Source organism: Streptomyces sp. NBC_00358, from assembly GCF_036099295.1.
In the GTDB taxonomy this organism is placed as follows: Bacteria; Actinomycetota; Actinomycetes; order Streptomycetales; family Streptomycetaceae; genus Streptomyces.
In genome coordinates, this window is sequence record NZ_CP107976.1 from 1,859,454 (window position 1) to 1,879,414 (window position 19,961).

Here is a 19,961-nt window from a genome sequence, read left to right on the forward strand (position 1 = left end):
ATGCCTCGACGGCCGCCCTGCCCGTCGCGGCCCGGCACGCGGCAACGTGCGTGACCAGCGGCCCTGGCCAAAACGTTGTCGCGGTCAGTAGACGGCCAGGGAGATGGCGATGTAGTGCGCCGTGAAGGCCGCCACGGTCAGGGCGTGGAACACCTCGTGGAAGCCGAACCAGCGCGGTGAGGGATCGGGGCGCTGGAGGGCGTAGACGACCGCGCCCGCGCTGTAAAGAAGACCGCCGGCCACGACCAGGGTGAGTACGGCCGCTCCGCCGGCGTGCAGGAAGTCGGGCAGGTAGCGCACCGGTGCCCACCCCAGCGCCAGGTAGCACGGGGTGTACAGCCAGCGCGGAGCTCCCACCCACAGGACCCGGAAGGCGATGCCGACCAGTGCGCCCGCCCACACGATCCACAGCAGCACGGACCGCTGGCCCGGCGGGAGAAGGACCACCGCAAGGGGCGTGCAGGTGCCGGCGATGATCAGGAAGATGTTGGCGTGGTCGAGACGCCGCAGGACCGCCTCGCCGCGCGGCCCCCAGGTGCCACGGTGGTAGATGGCGCTCGTTGCGAACAGCAGCCAGGCGGTGACCGAGTACACGGCGCAGGCCACGGCTGCCTGCGGGGTGCTGGCCAGACAGATGAGCACGATGCCCGCGATCAGTGCGGCGGGGACCATCCCGGCATGCAGCCAGCCCCGCAGCCTCGGCTTGATCGGTTCGGCCAGATCGGCCGCCCGCTCCACCAGCGCGGCAACCGAGTGCCCGCTCTCCCCACCTTGTGATCCGCAGGGCAACCCGTCTTCATGGTCTTCTCCACGCGCTGCGGCGGCGTACGTGTATTCGGCTTCAGCGGCGTCGTGCGACACGGCTTCTCGTCCTCCCTCGGACTCCTGGGCATCACCGGTGATCATGCAGCCATGCTAAAAGGCCTCGCCCAGACAGTTTTCTGCAAGGCCGGTCTCGAAACAGCCAGGCCGCGTCGCCGGAAAGGGGTCACTGGGTCACTTCGCCGCCGTGTGAACTCCGGCCCGTTGCTGCTGCCGCCCATTGGGTTCGAAGCGGAATAGATCAGCTGCTCATGGGAACGATCAGAGCTCCCGAGCGGGTATCTCCGCTCCCTGCGCGCAAGGATCGCCGATGCTTCCTGAGGTCCGCCCCCACCTGTCCGGCCCGCTCGCCGACCAGTTGGAACACCAACTGGGCCTGGTTCCGCAACGGGAAGCCGGCGATCTCGATGTGCAGCGCGTCGCCGGCATCGCCGTCGTCGCGGCCGCCCACTCCGATGGGTATGCGGCCACCGGTCACCTCCTGGGGCTGCTGGCCGCGCTGCCCGCCCCCACCAAGGCAGGAGAACGCTTCTGGTCGGAGCTGTGGAGGTCTTCGGGCACCGCGTACCTGCTGCCTGCCAACATCAAGACTGCGGTGCTGCGTTCCCTGGCGGGAGAAGGAATCGTGCTGGCCCGACAGATCCTGTCGGCTGTCGATGAGATGACCCCGCCCCAGCGCGTCGCAGCCGGGGAGGTGATCGGTCAGGCCCTTGCCGAGTCCGACCATTTTCCCGACCTCAAGACACAGGTCATCGGAGAACTGTGGCTCCGTGACCTCGAACTCACCGCCTGGCGCGTCCTGCACGCGGACCGCAGGTCCGACGATCCGACGGGACGCAAAGCATTCCTCGATGCCTGGAGCAGGGTCTGAGCTTCAGCGCTTGCTTGTCGTGATGGGTGAACAGATCCAGCAGTGCCCGGACGGGCACGTGTGCGTCTGCAGGGTGGCGGAGGGTGCCGTCCAGGCAGAGGAGGTAGCGCGTGCGCCGTCCAGCGCGCTCCCGGCGGAGGTAGCCGGCCTGCTCAAGATCGTGACGATGTTCTGGGCGGGTCGCTCGGTGACGTGGCAAGCCGCGGCGATGTAGCGAAGGCGGGCGGCAGGGGCGCGGGCGATGACGATCAGTCGGAGCCTTGAGGGTCTTCCCACGGTCGAAGCCGCTTTGCCTGCCTGCGAGGCGCTCCCCGTGGCCACCGCGCCGGCTCCTTTGCCCATCTGGCGGAGGATCCGACTGGTCAGCACCTCCCGCACACCGGCGGAACCCCAGGGGGGCTAGTTAATATAATCGGCCCATGTCGAAGCCTGACGAGCTGCTCGTTGACGTCGCCGCCCTGGTGGAGTCCGGGCAGAGCAACCAGATGTCCCTGACCGTGGTCACCGGTGGTGCTGTCATCACCGGCCGGCTTGCCCCCGAAGCAGTGTGGCGGCAGAGGGTGTCGGACGTGCTGACGGATTCCGCCCGCCTGGGAGAATTCTCAGCCGTCTTCGACACCCCCGCGAAGAACGGGCCGCCCACGCATCTGCACTTCCATGTCGCCCGGATCCTGCAGGGCACGGTGGGGATCCCGGAGACGGGCGGGATGTACCGCGTGGCGATCGCCGACGTCGGCGCCTGGACCGTGGGCGACTTCAGCTATTCCGACCACTGAGCAACGAGTGCGGCGGGTACCCGTTGCAAGCAGTGTGGGCCCGACCGGCGCGTGCCGGTCGGGCCCACACTGCTGTTCAGGTGTCGGCTTCGTGCCTGTTTCCCTCGGTCAGACGGACACGGGAGTGCCGAGCATCGCGGAAGCGTGCTGGAGCGGGCTGAGGATGCGTACGGGTGCGGCCTCGGGGAGGGTACGGCAGGTGAAGCCGAGCTGCGTCATGGCCCGGAGGACTTCGCCGGCGCTGAAATCACGTCGGTCCTGGCGGGTGATGACCTGGCCGACCTGCTTGACGGGGTAGTGGCGGCGGCCGATGATCACGGATTCGCCGGTACCCAGTTCGGGCTTGATGCCCTTCATCGATTCCAGCACGCCGCTCTTGGTGAGCTCGAAAGGGAAGCGGGCGATGACACAGCGCATGTGACCTCACAGAGAGAAGAGGGAGAACGGGCCGACCACGGTGAGACGGCTCAGCGGGAGAGGGCGAGTACGCCCAGGGCGCTGCCTTGTCCGTCGACCACCGGCAGGGCACCGAGCCGGAGGTAGCGCATCGCGTGCTCGGCTTCGGCCATCGTGGCCACGGATGTAGTGAACGACCCGTGGTCGTCGAGGAGGTCGCGCAGGCGGACGCGGTCCGTGTAGGCGGAGCTGTCGCGGACGGCGGTGAGTTCGGCCTGGGTGACCAGGCCGGTGCACTGGCCGTCCTGGTCACAGACGACCAGCCGACCCGTGCACGCGGCGGCCATGACCGACAGCGCCACCTCGAGACTCATGTCGTCGCAGACCTGCGGTCCGGCCTCGTCCATGAGCTCCGCCACCGTCCTGTGCGCGGGGCCGGCGCTCGCGGGGCGGGGCTGCATCTGAACCAGCGTCACAAGGTGCCTCCTGCAGAGATGGGTCAGCTTCCTGATCACGAAGGTTGGTTCTAGGCCGCCGTGCCGAAGACGGCCTGGGGTGCGGGCGCGCGCCGGGTCGTCGAAGAGGGGCGGCGCCGGCCTCGCGAGGTGCTGCGCTTGGAGCGTTCGGCCACCGGTGCGGTGATGACGACCGGGATGCCGGACGGGGCCTGGGCGCCGGTGATCCGGTGCAGGGCCTCGTCGCCTGAGCGGATCTGGGTGGTCTGCGGCCGGATCCCGGCGTCCACCATGAGGCGCACCATGCCGCGGCGCTGGCTCGGTGTGACGAGGGTGACGACGCTGCCGGACTCGCCGGCTCGGGCCGTACGGCCTCCGCGGTGGAGGTAGTCCTTGTGGTCGGTCGGCGGATCGACGTTCACGACGAGGTCGAGGTTGTCGACGTGGATGCCGCGCGCCGCGACATTGGTCGCCACCAGCACACTGACGTGCCCTGTCTTGAACTGTGCCAGCGTGCGAGTGCGCTGCGGCTGCGACTTGCCACCATGCAGCGCGGCGGCCCGAACCCCACTGTTGAGGAGGTCCTGGGTCAGCCGGTCGACGGCATGCTTGGTGTCCAGGAACATGATCACCCGGCCCTCGCGGGCGGCGATCTCCGTCGTGGCGGCGTGCTTGTCGGCGCCGTGGACGTGCAGGACGTGGTGCTCCATCGTCGTGACCGCACCGGCCGACGGGTCGACCGAATGCACGACGGGGTCCGTCAGATAGCGGCGCACCAGCAGATCGACGTTACGGTCCAAGGTGGCGGAGAACAGCATCCGCTGACCCTCGGGTCGCACCTGGTCGAGCAGCGCGGTGACCTGCGGCATGAAACCCATGTCGGCCATCTGGTCGGCCTCGTCCAGCACCGTGATACCCACCTGGTTCAGCCGGCAGTCGCCCCGGTCGATGAGGTCCTTGAGCCGCCCCGGAGTCGCGACGACCACCTCGGCCCCGCCGCGCAGCGCGCCGGCCTGCCTGCCGATCGACATCCCGCCCACCACCGTGGCCAGCCGCAGCCTGACGGAACGGGCGTACGGAGTGAGCGCATCGGTCACCTGCTGCGCCAGCTCACGCGTCGGTACGAGGATCAGCCCCAGCGGTTGTCGGGGCTCAGCACGCTGTCCCGCGGTACGGGCCAGGAGAGCGAGGCCGAAGGCGAGGGTCTTGCCGGAACCGGTGCGCCCGCGGCCCAGGACGTCACGGCCCGCCAGGGAGTTCGGCAGTGTCGCGCCCTGGATCGGGAACGGCGCGCTCACACCCTGCCTGCCGAGTTCGGCCAGCAGCTGCTCGGGCATGGAGAGATCGGCAAAGCTCTCCACGGCAGGCAGCGCGGGGGTGATCGTCGTGGGGAGCGCGAATTCACCCTGCACGGGGGCGGGCCGACGGCCGTAACTTCCGGAACGGGCAGGACCGCCGGAACGGCGCGGTGCCGACGAGCCGAAGCGGCTGCCGCCCCTTCCTGCGTCGGCACTGCCATTACGGGCGCGGGGCGAGCGGTCGTTCGTACGTGTGCGGTTCATGCGGAACCTTCCTCGATGCGGCACATATCAAGGAATTCCCGCCAGCCGTGAGCAGCACGGAATTACAAGTATGGACCGATGTCAAAGCAAATCCGGCCGACGGGAATCCGCGGCGGGGGTAAATGCTGAAATAGGTGACGCAGCGAGGACGTAAAGTCCCGGGCGCCGAGGTGCGGTGTGGCTCTTCAGGAGGCGCCTGCATCCTGAAGGAGGAGCCGCGTGTGGTGAGACCGCGGATTTCTCCGAGCCGTCCCGCAGGTGAAACCACTGCGGGAAAATGCGTGTAGCTGGGGCCCGCACCCCGAGGGATGCGGGCCCCAGCTACACAGTGCGCGTCAGCGTCAGGCCGGAACGATGTTCTCGGCCGTCGGGCCCTTCTGGCCCTGCGCGATGTCGAAGGTCACCTTCTGGCCTTCCTGAAGCTCACGGAAGCCCTGGGCGGCAATGTTCGAGAAGTGGGCGAACACGTCAGCGCCGCCACCGTCCTGCTCGATGAAGCCGAAACCCTTGTCCGCGTTGAACCACTTCACGGTGCCAGCAGCCATGTCATATCTCCTTTGGGGCAGTACACCGGCATCCGCACTGTGCGAACACCGTGTCGCCGCGATGATTACCCCGCCGGAAAATGACCGGAAATACAAAAGCGCTCTCCCCGACAGAAGCCGAGTGGGAGCACTTGAAGTTCGGGAACCACAACTGCAACTGAGATGGACAGTAGCACGCCGCAACGGTCCGCGTCGGTTAAGTAATTCCACTCCGCTCATTGCGGTAAAAACTCTCTCTACACGGTCCGGCAAACTCTCACCTCACGAGCACAGATATTGGCTCACTCGCAGTGCAACGTTCCAGAAAAGCGGAGTCGTCAGCCGCAACCAGGGTTGTCGGGGCGCTTTGGCGTGTGCGGCTGTCCGCAGAATCGCATTGAACAGCGGCCAAGAGCAGCCACCAACATGAGGCGGACCTGCGTTGATCGCCGCGTCCGGAGCAGTGGTCGAGCGTTCGATCCGGTGAGGGGACGTCACCGTGGATCGTGTCGGGCAAACCGCGCCCTCCGGAAGTGCCGTGCGCTCAAAGGCTCGGCTTCACCCGGACATGGCAGCTGACAGCGGGCTGAAACTTTGGTGTTCGTTCGCCGTCTGCCTGACGGGCGCCGCATCCATGACGACCTGTGGGGAGAGTCCGGCCGCTGACCGGTCGAGATCGTCCAGTTGATCGTCAGCGAACTGGTGACCAACGCCCGAAAGTACGCGCCGGGACCGGCCCTCTTGCACCTGCGGGTCACCAGTGCCGTGGTGCGGGTTGAACTCCGGGTCAGCAATCCCGCAGTGCCGGTTGCACAGGCGCCGGATCCGGAACGCATCGGCCAGCACGGCCTGGAGATCGTCAGGGCACTCGCCCAAACCGTCATCGTCGAGCGGACCCGCCTCGGCAAGCGCATCACCGCGGACATCGCCCTCATCCCGGCCACCGCATAGCCGGTCCCGTCTCGCCTGTTCGAGTAGCTCATGGCGACGGCCGCCGGTCGGCCGGCGGCCGTGTGCCTCGCGTGACGTGGCCCCCGTACCGTCCGCATCGAGCACTCCCCCGCAGGCAGGACCCGGAAGCATGAAACCCGGGTATCGAAGCTGCCCGCCAGGGACGCACCGGGCCTGTCGGCCTCTGCGGGAGTCGCGGCGGGCCCGGCGCTCATGGAACGCCGCAGGCTCGCTCTGCTGCGGGAAGCAGCCTCAGCCACCACACCCGAACGGCGCAGGGAGACTGCGCCCCCAACCTAGCCCCTCACAGCCGTTACCGACCCGTCGGGTTCGATGATCCGGCGGCGCGGCGGTGTTCGGCGTTGATGCGCTGCGCACCTTCCAGCTGGTCCTCGAGGATGACGATGCGGCAGGCGGCCTCGATGGGGGTGCCCTCGCCGGAGCCATTCGTGAGAGGTGCGATGGCAGCAGACGACTCGTTCACCAACGAGAACACCAACCGGCTGTTGCGGCAGTACCTGCCCAAGGGCGCGGACCTCCGCGCATTCAGCCAGGTCGACCTCGATGCCATCGCCCACGAGCTCAACCACCGTCCGCGCAAGACCCATGGCTACCGCAGTCCGAGAGAGGTCTACGCTGACCTCCTGAACAGGGTTGATGCGTTGACCGCTTGAGCTCGCCCCACCGGTGCCCGATGGCGGTGCAGTCACCCGGCCCGGTTGCCAAGCATGGCGATCACCGGTGCTTCTGTCCCTGCGTCCGAAACGGTGCCGCCGTGCTGCGTCCACCCGCATGAACTATGCATGCTTCATTGTGGCTTGGCGTTCACCGTCGTCACCGTCTGCGCCAGTAGAAGGTGTGGTGGGCCCGTGTCGGCTTCTTACGATGCCTGCGCAATACCTACCTAGGGAGCGCACACAGGGAGTCGAGGGACGAAATTGGCGATCGCACACGGCGGCCCTTGCTTGCTCATCGGGACTTCGGGTACTGCGCTTGAATGAGCATGGCATCAGAAAATGCCCCGGGCTTACTGAAAGTTGTTGTTCGTGACGCACCTCGACGACCTCGGTGACGAACAGGCGAGGGGATCGGGTGATGCCCCTGCCGTCATCGCCCTGGAGATTTCCGACGCCGTAGAAAGCCTCACCGACCTGTGGTCCGTTGCCGTACAGGATGCGGCACTGCGCTTGTCTCCGGCTCAGTCGAAGGCGTTGCGCACCCTGAACAGGTCGCCGGCCTTGAATCTCACGGCGTTGGCCGAGTGGCTGGACATCGGGCTGCCCACGGCCAGCCGGCTGTGTGATCGCCTTGAGGCGGCTGGTTTGATGGAACGGGCGTCCCATCCGAGCAATCGCCGCGAGGTGCAGCTGATTCTGACCGGGGCTGGCCGGCACGTGCTCAGCGATATGGCCGGGCGTCGAGCACAAGCTCTGGCTGCCGCTTTGGGAGGGATGGCGCCTGCCGAGAGGACCGCGTTGAGCCGGGGGCTGAAGGCCTTTCTCAGGGCGCAGGAAGCAGCCTTGTCACGGTCTGAGGAGACTTGACGGGGTTCATTGCGCCTGAGGGGTGCGGGGACCTGTTCCGGTGGCGCGGCCGTTCCAGTCCAGGCGGATGACCGAGGCGTCGACGGCGAGTTCTTGCTGCCGACGTCCCGGTCAGGCAACCCGATGCCTTGGCCCATGCCGTCGGTGACGGTGAGGGTGAGCAGCCGTGCGGCGGGCCCGTCTCCGGGGCCTGGCAGGCGGCGTGCCAGCCGTCACGATGGCCGTCCGCGCCAGTCCAGGCAGACCACCAGGGCGTCATCGGTCGGCAGGGCCTGGCCACGGTGGCCCGTCAGTTCCCGCAGGACGGCCCGGGGGACGTCGGCAGGCGGCAGCAGCCGGGTGGACATGATCGCCCGGGTCAGGGCGGCATCCCCGTACGACTCTCCGCCGGGAGAAAAGGCTCCGTAGACGCCGTCGCTGACGAAGACGAGACGGTCGCCCGGCTCGACTTGGAATTCCTGGGCTGCGTAGTCAGTCTCCTCGAACATGCCCAGAGGCATCTGGGCCTCGAAGGCGACGCGCTCGACCGTTCCGTTGCGCAGGCGCAGCACCTGGGGGGAGCCGGCGTCCACGACCTGGACCTGTCCGCTGATCAGGTCGAAGTCGAACATGAGGGCAGACAGGTAGCAGCGCCCCCGGTAGTGGGCGTAGACCGCCTGGTCGGCGAGGGCGGCCTGGTCGGCGAGGGCGATGCCGGCCCGCCGGGCGTTGCGCAGAGCGTTGACGGCCAGATTGGTCAGCAAGGACGCCTCCATCCCCTCGCCCATGCCGTTGGAGACGTACAGGAGGAGCCGGTCGGCGGTCACGGACCAGTCGAAGTTGTCGCCGAAGATCGCGTAGGCGGGCTCCAACTGTGCTCCGAGCTCGTATTCGGGGCAGGCGTAGGAACGGCCGGGCAGCAGTTGCCACTGCATCTCGGCAGCCAGGGTGAGCCGGTCCTTGCGTCGCGCTTGCAGGTAGAGGTCCGTGTCGCGTTCGGCCACGGCGACCTCGTGGGCGAGCACCTCGGCGATCTCTGTCAGTTCCTTCAGGCAGCTGCGTGCGTGCTCCCCGCCGGGGAGGGTCACTGAAAGGACGCCGAGTCGGTCGCCGCGGACGGTGACGGGCAGGTGGACGCTCACCAGGCCGTCCGAAAGGCCTTCGATGAAGGGTTCCTGGGCGCCGAAGGCTCGTCCTGCCGGGCTGTTGTGTACCGACACCGGTTCCAGGGTGTGCGGCAGTCTGGAGACTGGTTGCAGCACGGTCAGACCGTAGTCGGCCATGAAGAGCTCGACAGTGTCCGCTTCGTACTGCTCAGCCAGGACGCGGCGGACCGCGTCGAGCAACTGGTGGGGCGCCGCCGTGCGCAGAGCGCGCTCAGCAGCCACGAATCTGTTCACAGTGGTGAGTACGCCGATCTTCTGTCTGACATGGGAGGCCTTCGGTTCGCGACGAAGTCATGGAGAGGTGCCGTGTCCGTGGTGCAATCCATCTCTAGCCAGCTCGTTCGCCCCCTACGCCGGCCGTCGTCTTCGTGCCTGCGGGAGGGTGAACCGGACCTCGTCTTCGCGTTGCACAGCGCCGGGCAAGTCGCGCGTGGGAGTTCCATTGCCGCGGAGGGACAGGCGCCGGGTGTCAACTGCACACTCGTGCCGGTGTCCCCTTTGTGCATGCTGCTCGCCCGCGAGGCGGCCAGTCCGGGCCGAGCGGTGCGCCGCGGTATGGGACGCGATCTCGGCTGTCGGGTCCCGGTGAGCAGAGAACGGTGCGACCGCCATCCGCCGGAGCATTCCTGATCCTCCCCGTATCCGTGCGAGCTGCACTTTGTTGCCTCACGGCTACAGTTGTCAAATGGCAACTGCTTACCGCAGTATCGGTCTGCAGGTGAGTCCGGGGTTCAGAAGGAGTTCAGACGGTCATTGAGTAGGCCGCGGAAGGCGGGGCGCGCACGCTGGTCTCCCGCTCACGGCGGAAGACTGCCACCCCGCTCCTGGCCCCTGGATGGCAGGTAGGGGTCGGCGCCTTCCGCTCAGGCTGCCGTTTCTCGATGCCTGTCTGCGGGCGTCGCGCCCTCTTGGGCCAGGTGAAGTGCGGGCTGGCTGAGCAGCGCGTGCTGCAGGCTGGTGAGACCCTCCGTCAGTGCGGTGCGCTGAGGGGAGGGCACGGCAGCAATCGCCTGGTGCAGCAGTTGGTCGCGCAGTTCACGGATCCGGGCCAGTTGGTTGTGGCCGGCGGGAGTGATGGAGAGCAAGACTTCGCGGCGACTGTCGGGACAGGCACGGCGTTCCACGAAACCGAGGGCCTGCAGGCGGTCGATCAGGCGGCTGACCGAGGGGGGCGCGGCACCCAGGAGCTGGGTGAGGTCGCGCATGCGGATGCCGTCCTCGCGGTCGACGATGCACATCACGCGCAGCTGTGAGGCTGGGATGTAGGGGGGCGGGGTCTGGCTGCGGGCCTGTTCCCAGAGGATGTCGAGAAGTTCGACGATGCCCTGGACCTGACGGGCCGCTGCACGGACGGGCTCGGAGGCGGGGCGGGTGCGCTCGGTCATGCGGTTCCCCTCCGAGGGGTTGGGCCCCCTTTTATACCGGTCCGGGTGTGCGTTCGGACATCAGTCGCCGGCGTCCGATCCAGCACTCGTGGAGCCGGCAGGGGTGCCGTCCTTGGACGTATGACGATATGCCATGCACTGGGCGTCATGCAGCCCGCCGGCCGGGCCGGCGTCCTGCGCCTCGTGCTGAGCGCTCTTTTCGACCGTCCGGTCGGGGGCCAGGTGGTCCAGAGTGCCGGTGATGTCCAGTATCCGTTCCAGAGCCGGTGTCCGGTTGTCCAGGTGGAGGGTGACACTGGCGGCGACGGTCCGGCGGTGGAGCATGAGCAGCATGGCGAGCCCCATGGAGTCGATACCGCTCAGGGCCGTGCAGTCCAGGTGCAGGTGACGCAGACGCGGATTGACGGTGAGGTGCCGGGTGGTGACTGCGAGGAAGTGGTCGGCGCTGTCGTAGTCGAGGAACCCGTGCACCTCGACGTGCATCGCCTCTCCTTGGGCGGGGGCGATGGTCGGGCGCAGGTGGTCGAGGTCGGATCCGTCAAGGCGTGTCATACGGTGTTCCTGGTGTCGGAGGCGATCACTGATCCTGCCCGGGTGAGGAGGTCGGCGGCCTGGTGGAGCGTGGACGTGGCCCGGGGGAAGTCCTTGAGCTGCTCGCTCAGGATGCCCAGAGCCGGGATGAGGGAATGGGCGGGGACGCCCCGGGCGGTGAGGATGCCGGCCGTCCAGAGGATGAAGTCGGTGAAGAGGTCCACGTCGTCGGTGTAGAGGGCGGTGGCGAGGAAGTCGACGATGTGCGCGATGTCCTCGGCAGTGCGTTCACGCTGGGCATCGGTGTAGTCCCGCATCGCGGGAAAGCGTTCTTCCAGGGTGCCCATCACTGTTCGCACCAGGCGGGTGCGGGTGCGGGCGACCATCGTGTACTCCTGGTCGGCCAGGTGCGGCAGGTCGTCGATGGGCTGGTGCGCCGCTGCGGGGCGGGGAAGCGGACCCTGCTCGAGCCGGTCGGCGGCGGCCCGGGCGTCGGGCGCCCACGCGTCGGCGCCCAGTCGGCGGGCGTACTGGCCGTGCCGGCCGAAGGCTGCGCCGCCGACCAGGACGGGGGTGCCGGTGGCCTGGATTGCGGTGATCGTGGCGTGCGCGGTCGGCAGACGGACGGGGATCGAGCTGGACAGCGCGACGAACTCGGGGCCGGTCTGGTGGATGTGGCTGATCAGATGGCTGGTGGGGACCTGGGCGCCGAGATAGTCCACCTGCCAGCCGCGCAGCTTGAGCACTTCGGCGACCAGGCGGGCGGGCAGGCCGTGCCATTCGCCGTCCACGCAGGCCACGGTCGCCCGGCCCCGGCCGGCTGCCGTGTGCTGGGCACAGCGGTAGGACAAGGCGGCGATGGCGCGTTCGTTGATGGCGGTGGCCGCATGCTCCTGGGCGACCGTGATGCGGTTCGCCGCCCACTCCTGGCCCACCCTGTGCTGCACGGCGCCGACGAGGTCCAGGAGCACGGTCTCGGGTGAGGCGCCGTCCTCCAGGGCGCCGAAGACGGTGCGGGTGGCTGCCTCTTCGTCGCCGGTGCTGACCGCCTCCCACAGTTGCTCTTCCCACTGCTGCGGAGCGGTTGATGTACGGGTCACGCGGTGAACCTGCCCCGGGTATGGCCGCCCACCGCACTGAGATGAGCCGAGCGGGGAGCGGCGATGATCATCACGGCCATATCGTCGTGGACCTCGGATCCGACCCACTCGGAGGCGAGCATCAGCATGTGCTCGACGACCGCTTCGGCCGGCATGGCCGCGCAGTGCGCGAGGGCCTTCTTCAGCCGGGACTCCCCGAACAGTTCATCGCCCAGCGGGCCACCCTTGGCCTCGGTGAATCCGTCGGTGAACAGCACGCAGAAGTCCCCGGGTGCCAGCGTCTCCTGCGTCGTCGTCGCTCGGGCCTCGGGCAGCACGCCGACGAGCGTGCCGCGTGACGCGCCTTCCTCGACGCTGCCGTCGCCTCGCACGATCAAAGCCGGCTCATGCCCGGCGCTGGTCACCCGCAGCCGCACGCCGCCCCCTTCCCGCACGACGGACGCCATGATCAGCGTGGCGAAGCGTGTCGCCTGAGAGTTGAGGAGTGCGCTGTTGAGGAGGTCGATCACGCGTTGGTGGTCATCGGCCATCGGCAGCAGCGCCTGCAGCGTGTTGCGGATCTTCCCCGTCAGCACCGCCGCCTCGAGACCCTTCCCGCAGACATCACCCAGGACAGCGAAGGACTCCTCGCCGTCGGTGGCGGCCGGATGGACGTCGTAGAAATCGCCGCCGATCCGCTCATGGTCCTTCGCCGCCCGATAGCCGCCCGCGAACTCAACGCCGCCCATCCTCTGGAGAACGGGTGGAAGCAGATCCCGCATCAGCGTCTGGGCGAGGGAGGACTGCTCGGCGTACAGGCGGGCCGCGGACATGGCTGCGCCGGCCCGAGCCGCGAACAGACGGGCGAAGACCTCCTCTTCCGCGCTGAACGCGGCCTCTCCGCTGCGCCGCAGGAGGACCAGGGCACCGGCGGGGACCCCATGCCCGGGAAGCGGCGTGATGACGATGGAGCCGACGGGCCCGAAGCCGTCCGGGACCAGCCAGCCCGGGGCGGTCGCGGGGTCTATCCACCGCGACGGCACCGGCGGGAACCCCTGCAGGGCCTCCCCGAGGCCGAGGACGTCTTCAGGATCGACATTCCACGTGAAGCGCTGCGGTTCACCCCCGCTCAGACACAGGACGACCGGCAGGCCGCGTGCTTTACGCGGGGCGATGACCAGGGCTGCATCGGCGAGGTACTCCGCCGCGAGCTGCGCGGTCACGTCCATGCATCGCTCCAGATTCAGCGACGAGAGCAGCGTGTTGGACGCCTCGGCCAGAAACGCCGTCCGCTCACGCTCCATCCGCAGAGCCTCACGCGCCAGCCGACGGTCCGTGTCGTCCACCAGCCACCACAGCACGTCCCCGTCGTCCTGCACCGTGGGATGAGCCTCGAAGACCCGCTCGTCCACCGGCCCGGACACCACAGCACCCGCCGGCGAGGCGCCCGTCATGCGTTGCGCGTGCCCGTCCGCAAGCCACGCCGGAACGTTCCCGTACAACGGCCCGCCGGGGCAGAGAGCTGGAAAGAGATGGCTGGCCTGTGGGTTCGCGTGACGTACTGTGCCGGACCGGTCCACGATCACGACCGGGTACGGCACCGGCACCAAGGCCATGGCCGCTTGCGCCGGAGCGCCGGCGCTCACGACAGGTCCCTGCTCGATGGAAGTCACAAACACCAAGGCCCGCTGAGCGAACCCCTCACCTCATCCAGTCGATGAATTATTGCCTCACGGCAACCATCCTCTACCGCCACCTCTCCTGGCAACCCGCACCCCGCTCACCCTTGCCCCAGGCACGCATGTCGCCGCCAAAACAGCGGGAAGGGCGCGGAACCGCCACAAGGCCGGACCGGCCTCTACGGGCTAAAGGAGCGGGTCAGCGGCCCTTCCGAGTGAGATGACGCACGTCCGGAGCGGCGGTGGACCAATGAGTGAAGAGTCCGAGGAGAGCCTGCAAAAGTTCACCGCCGAGCAGACAGAGAACCACTGAAGCCGGCCATCCGACGATGGCCGGCCGAGGCGGCATCGCAGCCGGAGAAGAGCAGGCGGCAAGCGACCGCTGACGCCTGACCCTCCCGAGGCGCCACCGCGTCCCTGTGGCCGCACCCGCAGCACGAGGGGTGCAGTGATTGAGGGCGGACGAGGAAGGTATGGCCAGCCGTGGCTGGCACCCGAGACAGCTCCTCGAGAGGCCTCAACTCAGGTAACGGGCGCACAGATGGACTCAGGAGCGGTGGGCGGACATCAGCACCGGCACGCGGCGAGGGCAGGGCTGCCACCGGGACGCGCGGCACCGCCCAAGCAGCCCGGTCCCGCCGCCCTCCCGATGAGGCCTCCTGCTCGCGGCACCGGCGATGGCCGAAGATCTTGTCGCAGGGTCGGGTCGGGTGGATCGTCAACCGGGACGGATTCTTTCGCGACGTCCATTTCACCCGGCGGCTGTTACTGCCTGCTCGAAGAGCGCTGACGCTGCTCGCTCTCGCGTCGCTCGTGGGCGTGGCGGTCGATGTCGGTGACGCGGTCCGCGAGGTCGGGATGAGCAGGCCGCAGGTGGGGGCCCGCATCGGAGAGAGGGCCGAGGAGTCGGGAAGGGTCACTGTCACCGAGTGCGGCGTGGAGGGACCTGATCGCGTCCGTTGCGGTGGCGGGAAGGTCCGGCAGGGCAGTGATGGTCCCGGCGAGCTGGCGCAGCACGGCGGCGTGGTCATGAGCCCAAACAGCTACGGAGCGGTCCGCGGCGCGCCGGCCGCGGGTGGCCTGCACACGCTGTTCCTTGGTGGCACCCGCTTCACCGGGACGCACGCGCAGGTAGCGCCGCTCGGCGGCCTGGCGGCTGGAGACGCCGAGGGGGTGGGCCAGGTCGGCCCAGCTGGCACCGGCTTCCCGGGCCGTCTCGATCAGCCCGGGCTCCCAGCCGGCCAGTTGTTCACGAACCTCGCGCAGGAGCAGCAGGGCCGCTATGGCCTGCTCAGGATCGTCGACGGAGGCGTTCTCCGCGGTTCGCGCAGTCCGCATGGCCTGGGCGATGGCCTGCAGCGCGGTGGCCGTTGCCGCGAAGGAAGCCGGTGCCGGGATGGGGTCGTCACTCATCGTCTCTCCTTCGCTGGTTGTGGCCCACCACCCAATGCGTCGTCGTTCGGATGACCCATGAGTTGTCGTCGTTCGGATGACATGCTACAACGGTGTCAGGTGAAGCGCACAGCAACTGCTGAACTCATCTGGAGGTGTATCCCGTGTTGATGCGCACCGACCCGTTCCGTGAACTCGACAGGCTGGCCCAACACCTGATGGGTCCGGGAACGTGGTCCCGCCCGTCCGCGATGCCGATGGACGCCTACCGGGACGGCGACCAGTACGTCATCGCCTTCGACCTGCCGGGCATCGACCCCGACGCCCTCGACATCGACGTCGAGCGGAACATGCTCACCGTGAAGGCGGAGCGCCGGCCCCTGCCGCGGTCCGAGAGCGCCCAGACGGAACTCTCCGAACGGCCTCTTGGTGTCTTCTCCCGCCAGCTCGTCCTGGCCGACACCCTCGACACCGAGCGCATCTCCGCCGACTACGAGGCCGGCGTCCTGACGCTCCGCATCCCGATCGCGGAGCGGGCCAAGCCCCGCAAGATCAGTGTCAGCAGCACCGGCAACCGCAAGGAACTCGACAGCTGATCCGGTGAACGTGCCCCATCCACCGGGGCTCCGGGCGGCCTGCCTGCAATCCCGCCTGGGCCCCGGCGGCAGACTCCCCGCTCCACGCCGGACAACCGGCCCCGCGAAGAACACGGTTCACGCGCAACAGCCGGTCCACCGCAGGAAGACGGTCACGCAAGGAAAGCCGACACGCCTCATGACTCTTCTCTCCCCTCCCGCGCCCCCTGCCCCGACGGCAACCGTCACCTTCGAGCAGATGCTGGAGAAGGTGCGCTATGAAGGCGCCTACCCCACCCGCGCCCAGACAGAAAGCGTCGTACGCCACGTACTCGAAGGCCTCGGCCGCCAGCTGACAGGCGCCGAGCGGACGGAACTCGCCGCTCGCCTCCCCCAGGAAGCCGCCCACGCCTTCGCTTCGCAGATCCCTGCGGGTGAGGCCCTGACGGGATGGGGCTTCGTGAAGGACCTCGCCGAGCGAACCGGCGGCACGCCGGCGACGACCCGCTGGGACGTCGGATCAGTCCTGGGCGTCGTCGCCCGCCTCGCCGGAGACGACCTGACCACCCGGATCATCGGACAACTCCCCGACGGCTACGCCCTGCTGTTCGGACGTGCCGAGCTCGTCCGGGCCGCCTGACTCCCCAGCCCGGGACCCGCAGCAAAGATCCCGGCAGCCAACGGGCTGCCGGGATCAGGGGTGCTGAGCGCCTACTTGGGCCGGACGGCGTCCTTGGCCTTCTCCTTGGCCGCCCGCAGGTCGCCCTTGGCCTCCTCGACGCGCCCCTCGGCCTTCAGCGACTCGTTGCCCACCGCACCCCCGACGACCTTCTTGACCTTGCCCTCGACCTGCTCGCCCTTGGCCTGAGCCTTCTCGTCCGCAGCCACAACCACTCACCCCTGCCTCACTCGGAACTCAACTACGCCCTCCGTGTCACCCCGGATCGCATCCTCAAACCAGCTCGATGACCGCCACGCTTTCGCAGCCGTGGACCGTCTAAGGAATACATAAGACCTACAGGAATAGAGATCGATCCGCAGGGCACACGAGGGTCCGGAGGTTGATAACTATGTTTCCTATTCTTCTTGTTCTACTGCTCGCCCTGATTCTTTTCGGTGCCGGTTTCGCGCTGAAGGCGCTCTGGTGGATCGCCGTGATCGTCCTGATCGTGTGGGTCCTCGGCTTCGTGATCCGCCCGACAGCAAGCGGCGGCAAGCGCGGCCGCTGGTACCGCTGGTAGACGGCCTGATCAGCACATCATCATGGGTGGGGCCCGACGCTTCGGCGTCGGGCCCCACCCATGTCCCGTCCCGGTGACCGAAGGATGAAAGGCTAGTTCCTTCCGGTTCGGGGTAGCTGGAGGCCATGGCCGGAGGCGGCCGTGACGTCAGGAACCATGGCCCTCCAGCACGACGCCTCCGGCTGTCCGCGCTTTCCGCAGGGCGTATGAATAGGCGCAAGAAGCTGGGAACCCGAATCCCTGAGGGAACGTCACCAATGACGCTCGATCTCGGCAAGTCTGCAGTTCAACTGCGGGCGGCAAAGCATTCTTTGATGAGGCAGCCGTACTTTATGAGTGACAATATCCAGCCTAGCCGGCCGGCCACCGGCTAGGCCGTGAATCGAAAGTGGATCATGAGGCATGAATGATCACGGTTCATGGCGCGGGGGCGATCTCACGGACGAACAGTGGGTGGCGTTAGAGCCGTTGCTGCCGAAGGGGACGAAGGTGGGGCGACCACCTATCTGGTCCCAGCGGCAGTTGATCGACGGTATACGGTTCCGGGATCGAACGGGAGGTCCGCGTGCCCCGCATCGGGCCGGGTCGGCCGTGCGTCCGTCCCGATCGGGTGCGCGCTGACAAGGCGTACGCTTCCCGCAAGAACCGCGCTTACCTGCGTCGCCGGGGGATGCGCTGCACCATCCCGGACAAGGCCGATCAGGCGCGCAACCGCCAGAAACTCGGCTCCCGCGGCGGCCGGCCGCCACACTTCGACCCGGTCGGCTACCGCGAGCGCCACGCGGTCGAGTGCGGGATCAACCGCCTCAAGAGGCACCGCGCCGTCGCCACGCGATACGACAAACTCGCGGTCCGCTACGAGGCGACCGTCCTCGTCGCGGCCATCAACGAGTGGCTGTGACCAGCACCACCACACCGCTTGCCTACAGTGTGATCCAGTAGCGGCGCTTGATGCCCTCGTCGGTGGTGCGGACGTCCTCCAGAACGCCGCCATTGCGCTCGATGGTGCGCGCCGATGCGACATTGTCGTCGTCGCATGTGATGAGGACGCGGCCCAGACCGAGCGCACGGGCTTCGGGGAGAACAGCCCCGAGAGCCCACGTGGCCAGGCCGCGCCTTCGGGCGGAGGGCCGGATGCTATATCCGATGTGCCCGCCGCTATGGAGCAGAAAGGCGTTCAGACGGTGCCGCAGATCGATGGCTCCCATATAGCTGTCGCCCTCCACGATCCACCAGTGGGTGGCGTGGACCCACCCATCGCTCAGGGCAACCGACCTGTCCGACTGCTGCTGCAGTCGCTCCACCCACGCCGAGAAGACGGCGAGGTCGTCGAGGTCAGCCTCGGACATGAGGCCCAAGCCAGTACCGGCCTGGTGAGCGCCTGGAGACCACTCGTCACGCGCCGCGAGCCATGAGGGCTGAAGTCGACCGGTGGGTGGGATCAGTTCAGGCATGCGGGCGACGATAACACTCACACACCCCATGTGATCAGGCATTTTATGCTGGACCGTGGCCCACGACCGTGTCACACCCGATGGCGCATGATCATCGACAATCAAGATCCACTTTCGACATACGGCCTGGACTGCGGGGACCGCCCTGACCGGATACAAGGTCGAGGCCACCGACGGTGGCCTCGCGAGGTCGACCAGCACTCGGACGACATCGACTCCTCCCACCTTGCCACCGGCGTGTGGATCTTCGGCAAGCACGTTCTGCTGCCGGCCGGAACCATTCAGCGAGTCGGCCAACAAGCGGAGGTCTACGTCGCGCTCACCCAAAACGAGATCAAGGACTCCCCCGAGTTCACAACGTCGGCGACGCCGGCCACCACGATCAAGTCGGCAGCTACTACCAGAACCAGCGCAGCATCTGACGTCAGCACCCGTGCCCATGCGAAGGGGGCGGCGGGCGCGGGAAGTCCAGGGGTCCAGTCTCCTCAGGCTGCGGCCGTTGGATCCGCAGGCGGGGAGGCGCGGCGGTGTTCGGCGTTGATGCGCTGGGCTTCTTCGAGTTGGTCTTCGAGGATGATGATGCGGCAGGCGGCCTCGATGGGGGTGCCGTTGTCGACGAGTTCGCGGGCGCGGGCGGCGATGCGCAGTTGGTAGCGGGAGTAGCGGCGGTGGCCCCCCGCTGAGCGCAGCGGGGTGATGAGGCGGGCTTCGCCGAGGGCGCGCAGGAAGCCCTGGGTGGTGCCGAGCAACGCTGCGGCCCGGCCCATGGTGTAGGCGGGGTAGTCGTCGTCGTCGAGCCGGCCGAACGAGTCGTCTGCTGTCACTTGCACCTCTCCGAGAAACGGATGGAGGGGCCCTGGCGCTATTCGCGCCAGGGCCCCGAAGGAACTGCTACACCATCTGCCGGCCCTGGTACTGCGCCGGCCTCATGTTTCCGCACGCCCACCCGGGAGAGGGCGGGGAATGCAGGGATCGCGGTTGCTCGACCGGAGACCACCTCACTATCGATGTCCTGCGGTACCCGGGCTCTGCCATTCCGCCCGGGCGATCCTGATGGCGCTCGGCCCCTCCGTTCTTTCCCTCTGGGATCAACTCACTGCTGGTACTGCTCTACCGCGTACTGCTGGTGATGCGACCTGCTCGGTGACCTGTCACAGCGCCACTCTCCGGCAGCCAGCCCCGTCGCCCGTCCTGCGTCTGCTCTGGCTTGGAACCCCACTGCCGAACCTCCCGGTGCGCGCGCCCGCAGCCGACGCCTTCACCGAGGAACCACTCACCGACTTCACTGCTGGGTCTTGCGAACTGCACTTACAGGTACTGCCACTGCATCAACTGCGGTCCTGCTCACGGCGGCCCCTGATCACTGCGAGCCACCCGGTCCGGTCGTCAGCCCCGTCGCCGTCCCGCAACAACCCTGGCTTCGGAACTCCACCACCGCACCGCCCTGCACATTCCAACTACCTGCACTACTGCCTGGCAGTTCGTGTCTGCCGGGCCCTGCCGATCTCGGCTACGAGAGAAACCATAGCCAGACGATCTCCCAATGTCTACTCCAGCCAGCACAGATTTTTACGTGTCC

Annotated in this window: 22 protein-coding genes and 4 pseudogenes; 11 read left to right on the forward strand and 15 right to left on the reverse strand. The window is 67.8% G+C overall.

Features of this window, described 5'->3' with window-relative positions; all coding sequences use genetic code 11:
* Window positions 1-84: 84 nt before the first annotated feature.
* Window positions 85-906, reverse strand: a complete 822-nt coding sequence (trhA, locus tag OHT01_RS07645) for a PAQR family membrane homeostasis protein TrhA (RefSeq protein WP_328552373.1) — start codon at window positions 904-906, stop codon at window positions 85-87.
* Between the two features lie 226 nt (window positions 907-1,132).
* Here trhA and OHT01_RS07650 point away from each other — a divergent pair, with 226 nt between their 5' ends.
* Window positions 1,133-1,693: a hypothetical protein gene (locus OHT01_RS07650; protein ID WP_328552374.1), complete on the forward strand. Its 561-nt coding sequence runs from the start codon at window positions 1,133-1,135 to the stop codon at window positions 1,691-1,693.
* Window positions 1,694-2,112: 419 nt separating this feature from the next.
* Window positions 2,113-2,469 carry a hypothetical protein gene (locus OHT01_RS07655; RefSeq protein ID WP_328446067.1) on the forward strand — a complete coding sequence of 119 codons (357 nt, stop codon included), beginning with the start codon at window positions 2,113-2,115 and terminating at the stop codon, window positions 2,467-2,469.
* A 108-nt stretch (window positions 2,470-2,577) separates the two neighbouring features.
* Here the strand turns inward: OHT01_RS07655 and OHT01_RS07660 are convergent, their stop codons facing one another.
* The 4 genes from OHT01_RS07660 to OHT01_RS07675 all read right to left on the reverse strand — a co-directional run bounded on the left by OHT01_RS07660 (window position 2,578) and on the right by OHT01_RS07675 (window position 5,427).
* Window positions 2,578-2,886, reverse strand: a complete 309-nt coding sequence (locus OHT01_RS07660; protein ID WP_326784465.1) for an SCO5918 family protein — start codon at window positions 2,884-2,886, stop codon at window positions 2,578-2,580.
* A gap of 50 nt (window positions 2,887-2,936) precedes the next feature.
* Window positions 2,937-3,341 (reverse strand): CBS domain-containing protein, encoded by a 405-nt coding sequence (locus tag OHT01_RS07665; RefSeq protein ID WP_328552375.1) that lies wholly within the window; start codon window positions 3,339-3,341, stop codon window positions 2,937-2,939.
* A gap of 50 nt (window positions 3,342-3,391) precedes the next feature.
* The gene (locus OHT01_RS07670; protein WP_328552376.1) at window positions 3,392-4,882 is read right to left on the reverse strand and encodes a DEAD/DEAH box helicase; all 1,491 of its coding nucleotides are present in this window, start codon (window positions 4,880-4,882) and stop codon (window positions 3,392-3,394) included.
* Between the two features lie 341 nt (window positions 4,883-5,223).
* Window positions 5,224-5,427 (reverse strand): cold-shock protein, encoded by a 204-nt coding sequence (locus OHT01_RS07675; protein ID WP_326784468.1) that lies wholly within the window; start codon window positions 5,425-5,427, stop codon window positions 5,224-5,226.
* Between the two features lie 663 nt (window positions 5,428-6,090).
* Between OHT01_RS07675 and OHT01_RS07680 the strand changes: the two genes are divergently transcribed.
* Complete coding sequence (locus OHT01_RS07680) at window positions 6,091-6,357, forward strand: ATP-binding protein (protein ID WP_328552377.1); 267 nt, start codon at window positions 6,091-6,093, stop codon at window positions 6,355-6,357.
* A 313-nt stretch (window positions 6,358-6,670) separates the two neighbouring features.
* Here the strand turns inward: OHT01_RS07680 and OHT01_RS07685 are convergent.
* A pseudogene (locus OHT01_RS07685) lies at window positions 6,671-6,793 on the reverse strand (MerR family transcriptional regulator); the annotation flags it as partial.
* A gap of 46 nt (window positions 6,794-6,839) precedes the next feature.
* On the opposite strand from OHT01_RS07685, the pseudogene OHT01_RS07690 reads away from it, so the two are divergent.
* Window positions 6,840-7,031 (forward strand): annotated as a pseudogene (locus tag OHT01_RS07690) (transposase); the annotation flags it as partial.
* A 372-nt stretch (window positions 7,032-7,403) separates the two neighbouring features.
* Window positions 7,404-7,901 (forward strand): MarR family winged helix-turn-helix transcriptional regulator, encoded by a 498-nt coding sequence (locus tag OHT01_RS07695; protein ID WP_328552378.1) that lies wholly within the window; start codon window positions 7,404-7,406, stop codon window positions 7,899-7,901.
* 212 nt (window positions 7,902-8,113) lie between these two features.
* Here OHT01_RS07695 and OHT01_RS07700 read toward each other — a convergent pair whose 3' ends face one another.
* The 6 genes from OHT01_RS07700 to OHT01_RS07725 all read right to left on the reverse strand — a co-directional run bounded on the left by OHT01_RS07700 (window position 8,114) and on the right by OHT01_RS07725 (window position 15,133).
* Window positions 8,114-9,280, reverse strand: a complete 1,167-nt coding sequence (locus tag OHT01_RS07700; RefSeq protein WP_328552379.1) for a PP2C family protein-serine/threonine phosphatase — start codon at window positions 9,278-9,280, stop codon at window positions 8,114-8,116.
* Window positions 9,281-9,909: 629 nt separating this feature from the next.
* A complete protein-coding gene (locus OHT01_RS07705) occupies window positions 9,910-10,431 on the reverse strand; it encodes a MarR family winged helix-turn-helix transcriptional regulator (protein WP_328552380.1) in 522 nt (173 codons plus the stop codon).
* A 60-nt stretch (window positions 10,432-10,491) separates the two neighbouring features.
* Complete coding sequence (locus OHT01_RS07710; protein ID WP_328552381.1) at window positions 10,492-10,983, reverse strand: STAS domain-containing protein; 492 nt, start codon at window positions 10,981-10,983, stop codon at window positions 10,492-10,494.
* Window positions 10,980-12,062: a cobalamin B12-binding domain-containing protein gene (locus OHT01_RS07715; RefSeq protein WP_328552382.1), complete on the reverse strand. Its 1,083-nt coding sequence runs from the start codon at window positions 12,060-12,062 to the stop codon at window positions 10,980-10,982. The genes OHT01_RS07710 and OHT01_RS07715 overlap by 4 nt, the downstream gene beginning before the upstream one ends.
* Window positions 12,059-13,657, reverse strand: coding sequence for a PP2C family protein-serine/threonine phosphatase (locus OHT01_RS07720; protein ID WP_328558046.1), 1,599 nt, complete (start codon window positions 13,655-13,657; stop codon window positions 12,059-12,061). Before OHT01_RS07720 ends, OHT01_RS07715 begins: the two co-directional genes overlap by 4 nt.
* Before the next feature lie 828 nt (window positions 13,658-14,485).
* Window positions 14,486-15,133 (reverse strand): type III effector protein, encoded by a 648-nt coding sequence (locus tag OHT01_RS07725; RefSeq protein WP_328552383.1) that lies wholly within the window; start codon window positions 15,131-15,133, stop codon window positions 14,486-14,488.
* A 143-nt stretch (window positions 15,134-15,276) separates the two neighbouring features.
* On the opposite strand from OHT01_RS07725, the gene OHT01_RS07730 reads away from it, so the two are divergent.
* Together OHT01_RS07730 and OHT01_RS07735 are read left to right on the forward strand one after the other, a co-directional pair.
* Window positions 15,277-15,708 carry an Hsp20/alpha crystallin family protein gene (locus tag OHT01_RS07730; protein ID WP_328552384.1) on the forward strand — a complete coding sequence of 144 codons (432 nt, stop codon included), beginning with the start codon at window positions 15,277-15,279 and terminating at the stop codon, window positions 15,706-15,708.
* A 178-nt stretch (window positions 15,709-15,886) separates the two neighbouring features.
* On the forward strand, window positions 15,887-16,327 hold the full coding sequence (locus OHT01_RS07735) for a DUF2267 domain-containing protein (protein WP_328552385.1): 441 nt from the start codon (window positions 15,887-15,889) through the stop codon (window positions 16,325-16,327).
* 71 nt (window positions 16,328-16,398) lie between these two features.
* On the opposite strand, the gene OHT01_RS07740 is transcribed toward OHT01_RS07735, so the two are convergent.
* Window positions 16,399-16,575, reverse strand: a complete 177-nt coding sequence (locus OHT01_RS07740) for a CsbD family protein (protein WP_328552386.1) — start codon at window positions 16,573-16,575, stop codon at window positions 16,399-16,401.
* A gap of 182 nt (window positions 16,576-16,757) precedes the next feature.
* On the opposite strand from OHT01_RS07740, the gene OHT01_RS07745 reads away from it, so the two are divergent.
* The 3 genes and pseudogenes from OHT01_RS07745 to OHT01_RS07755 all read left to right on the forward strand — a co-directional run.
* Window positions 16,758-16,928, forward strand: coding sequence for a hydrophobic protein (locus OHT01_RS07745; RefSeq protein ID WP_328552387.1), 171 nt, complete (start codon window positions 16,758-16,760; stop codon window positions 16,926-16,928).
* A 402-nt stretch (window positions 16,929-17,330) separates the two neighbouring features.
* Window positions 17,331-17,549: a transposase gene (locus OHT01_RS07750; RefSeq protein WP_328552388.1), complete on the forward strand. Its 219-nt coding sequence runs from the start codon at window positions 17,331-17,333 to the stop codon at window positions 17,547-17,549.
* Window positions 17,485-17,829, forward strand: a pseudogene (locus OHT01_RS07755) (transposase); the annotation flags it as partial. The gene OHT01_RS07750 and the pseudogene OHT01_RS07755, both read left to right, overlap by 65 nt.
* 22 nt (window positions 17,830-17,851) lie before the next feature.
* On the opposite strand, the gene OHT01_RS07760 reads toward OHT01_RS07755, so the two are convergent.
* Entirely contained in the window at window positions 17,852-18,277 is a 426-nt protein-coding gene (locus OHT01_RS07760; protein ID WP_328552390.1) for a GNAT family N-acetyltransferase, read from the reverse strand.
* 205 nt (window positions 18,278-18,482) lie between these two features.
* Here OHT01_RS07760 and OHT01_RS07765 point away from each other — a divergent pair.
* Window positions 18,483-18,804: pseudogene (locus tag OHT01_RS07765) on the forward strand (PRC-barrel domain containing protein).
* 63 nt (window positions 18,805-18,867) lie between these two features.
* Here the strand turns inward: OHT01_RS07765 and OHT01_RS07770 are convergent.
* Entirely contained in the window at window positions 18,868-19,206 is a 339-nt protein-coding gene (locus tag OHT01_RS07770; protein ID WP_328552391.1) for a helix-turn-helix domain-containing protein, read from the reverse strand.
* Window positions 19,207-19,961 lie beyond the last annotated feature (755 nt).

Coding starts and splice junctions, on each gene's coding strand:
- OHT01_RS07670 (WP_328552376.1), bottom strand. CDS start 4,882: ATGAACCGCACACGTACGAACGACCGCTCGCCCCGCGCCCGTAATGGC.
- OHT01_RS07750 (WP_328552388.1), top strand. CDS start 17,331: ATGAATGATCACGGTTCATGGCGCGGGGGCGATCTCACGGACGAACAG.
- OHT01_RS07660 (WP_326784465.1), bottom strand. CDS start 2,886: ATGCGCTGTGTCATCGCCCGCTTCCCTTTCGAGCTCACCAAGAGCGGC.
- OHT01_RS07735 (WP_328552385.1), top strand. CDS start 15,887: ATGACTCTTCTCTCCCCTCCCGCGCCCCCTGCCCCGACGGCAACCGTC.
- OHT01_RS07725 (WP_328552383.1), bottom strand. CDS start 15,133: ATGAGTGACGACCCCATCCCGGCACCGGCTTCCTTCGCGGCAACGGCC.
- OHT01_RS07745 (WP_328552387.1), top strand. CDS start 16,758: ATGTTTCCTATTCTTCTTGTTCTACTGCTCGCCCTGATTCTTTTCGGT.
- OHT01_RS07650 (WP_328552374.1), top strand. CDS start 1,133: ATGCTTCCTGAGGTCCGCCCCCACCTGTCCGGCCCGCTCGCCGACCAG.
- OHT01_RS07760 (WP_328552390.1), bottom strand. CDS start 18,277: ATGTCCGAGGCTGACCTCGACGACCTCGCCGTCTTCTCGGCGTGGGTG.
- OHT01_RS07655 (WP_328446067.1), top strand. CDS start 2,113: ATGTCGAAGCCTGACGAGCTGCTCGTTGACGTCGCCGCCCTGGTGGAG.
- OHT01_RS07675 (WP_326784468.1), bottom strand. CDS start 5,427: ATGGCTGCTGGCACCGTGAAGTGGTTCAACGCGGACAAGGGTTTCGGC.
- OHT01_RS07720 (WP_328558046.1), bottom strand. CDS start 13,657: ATGGCCTTGGTGCCGGTGCCGTACCCGGTCGTGATCGTGGACCGGTCC.
- OHT01_RS07705 (WP_328552380.1), bottom strand. CDS start 10,431: ATGACCGAGCGCACCCGCCCCGCCTCCGAGCCCGTCCGTGCAGCGGCC.
- trhA (WP_328552373.1), bottom strand. CDS start 906: ATGATCACCGGTGATGCCCAGGAGTCCGAGGGAGGACGAGAAGCCGTG.
- OHT01_RS07710 (WP_328552381.1), bottom strand. CDS start 10,983: ATGACACGCCTTGACGGATCCGACCTCGACCACCTGCGCCCGACCATC.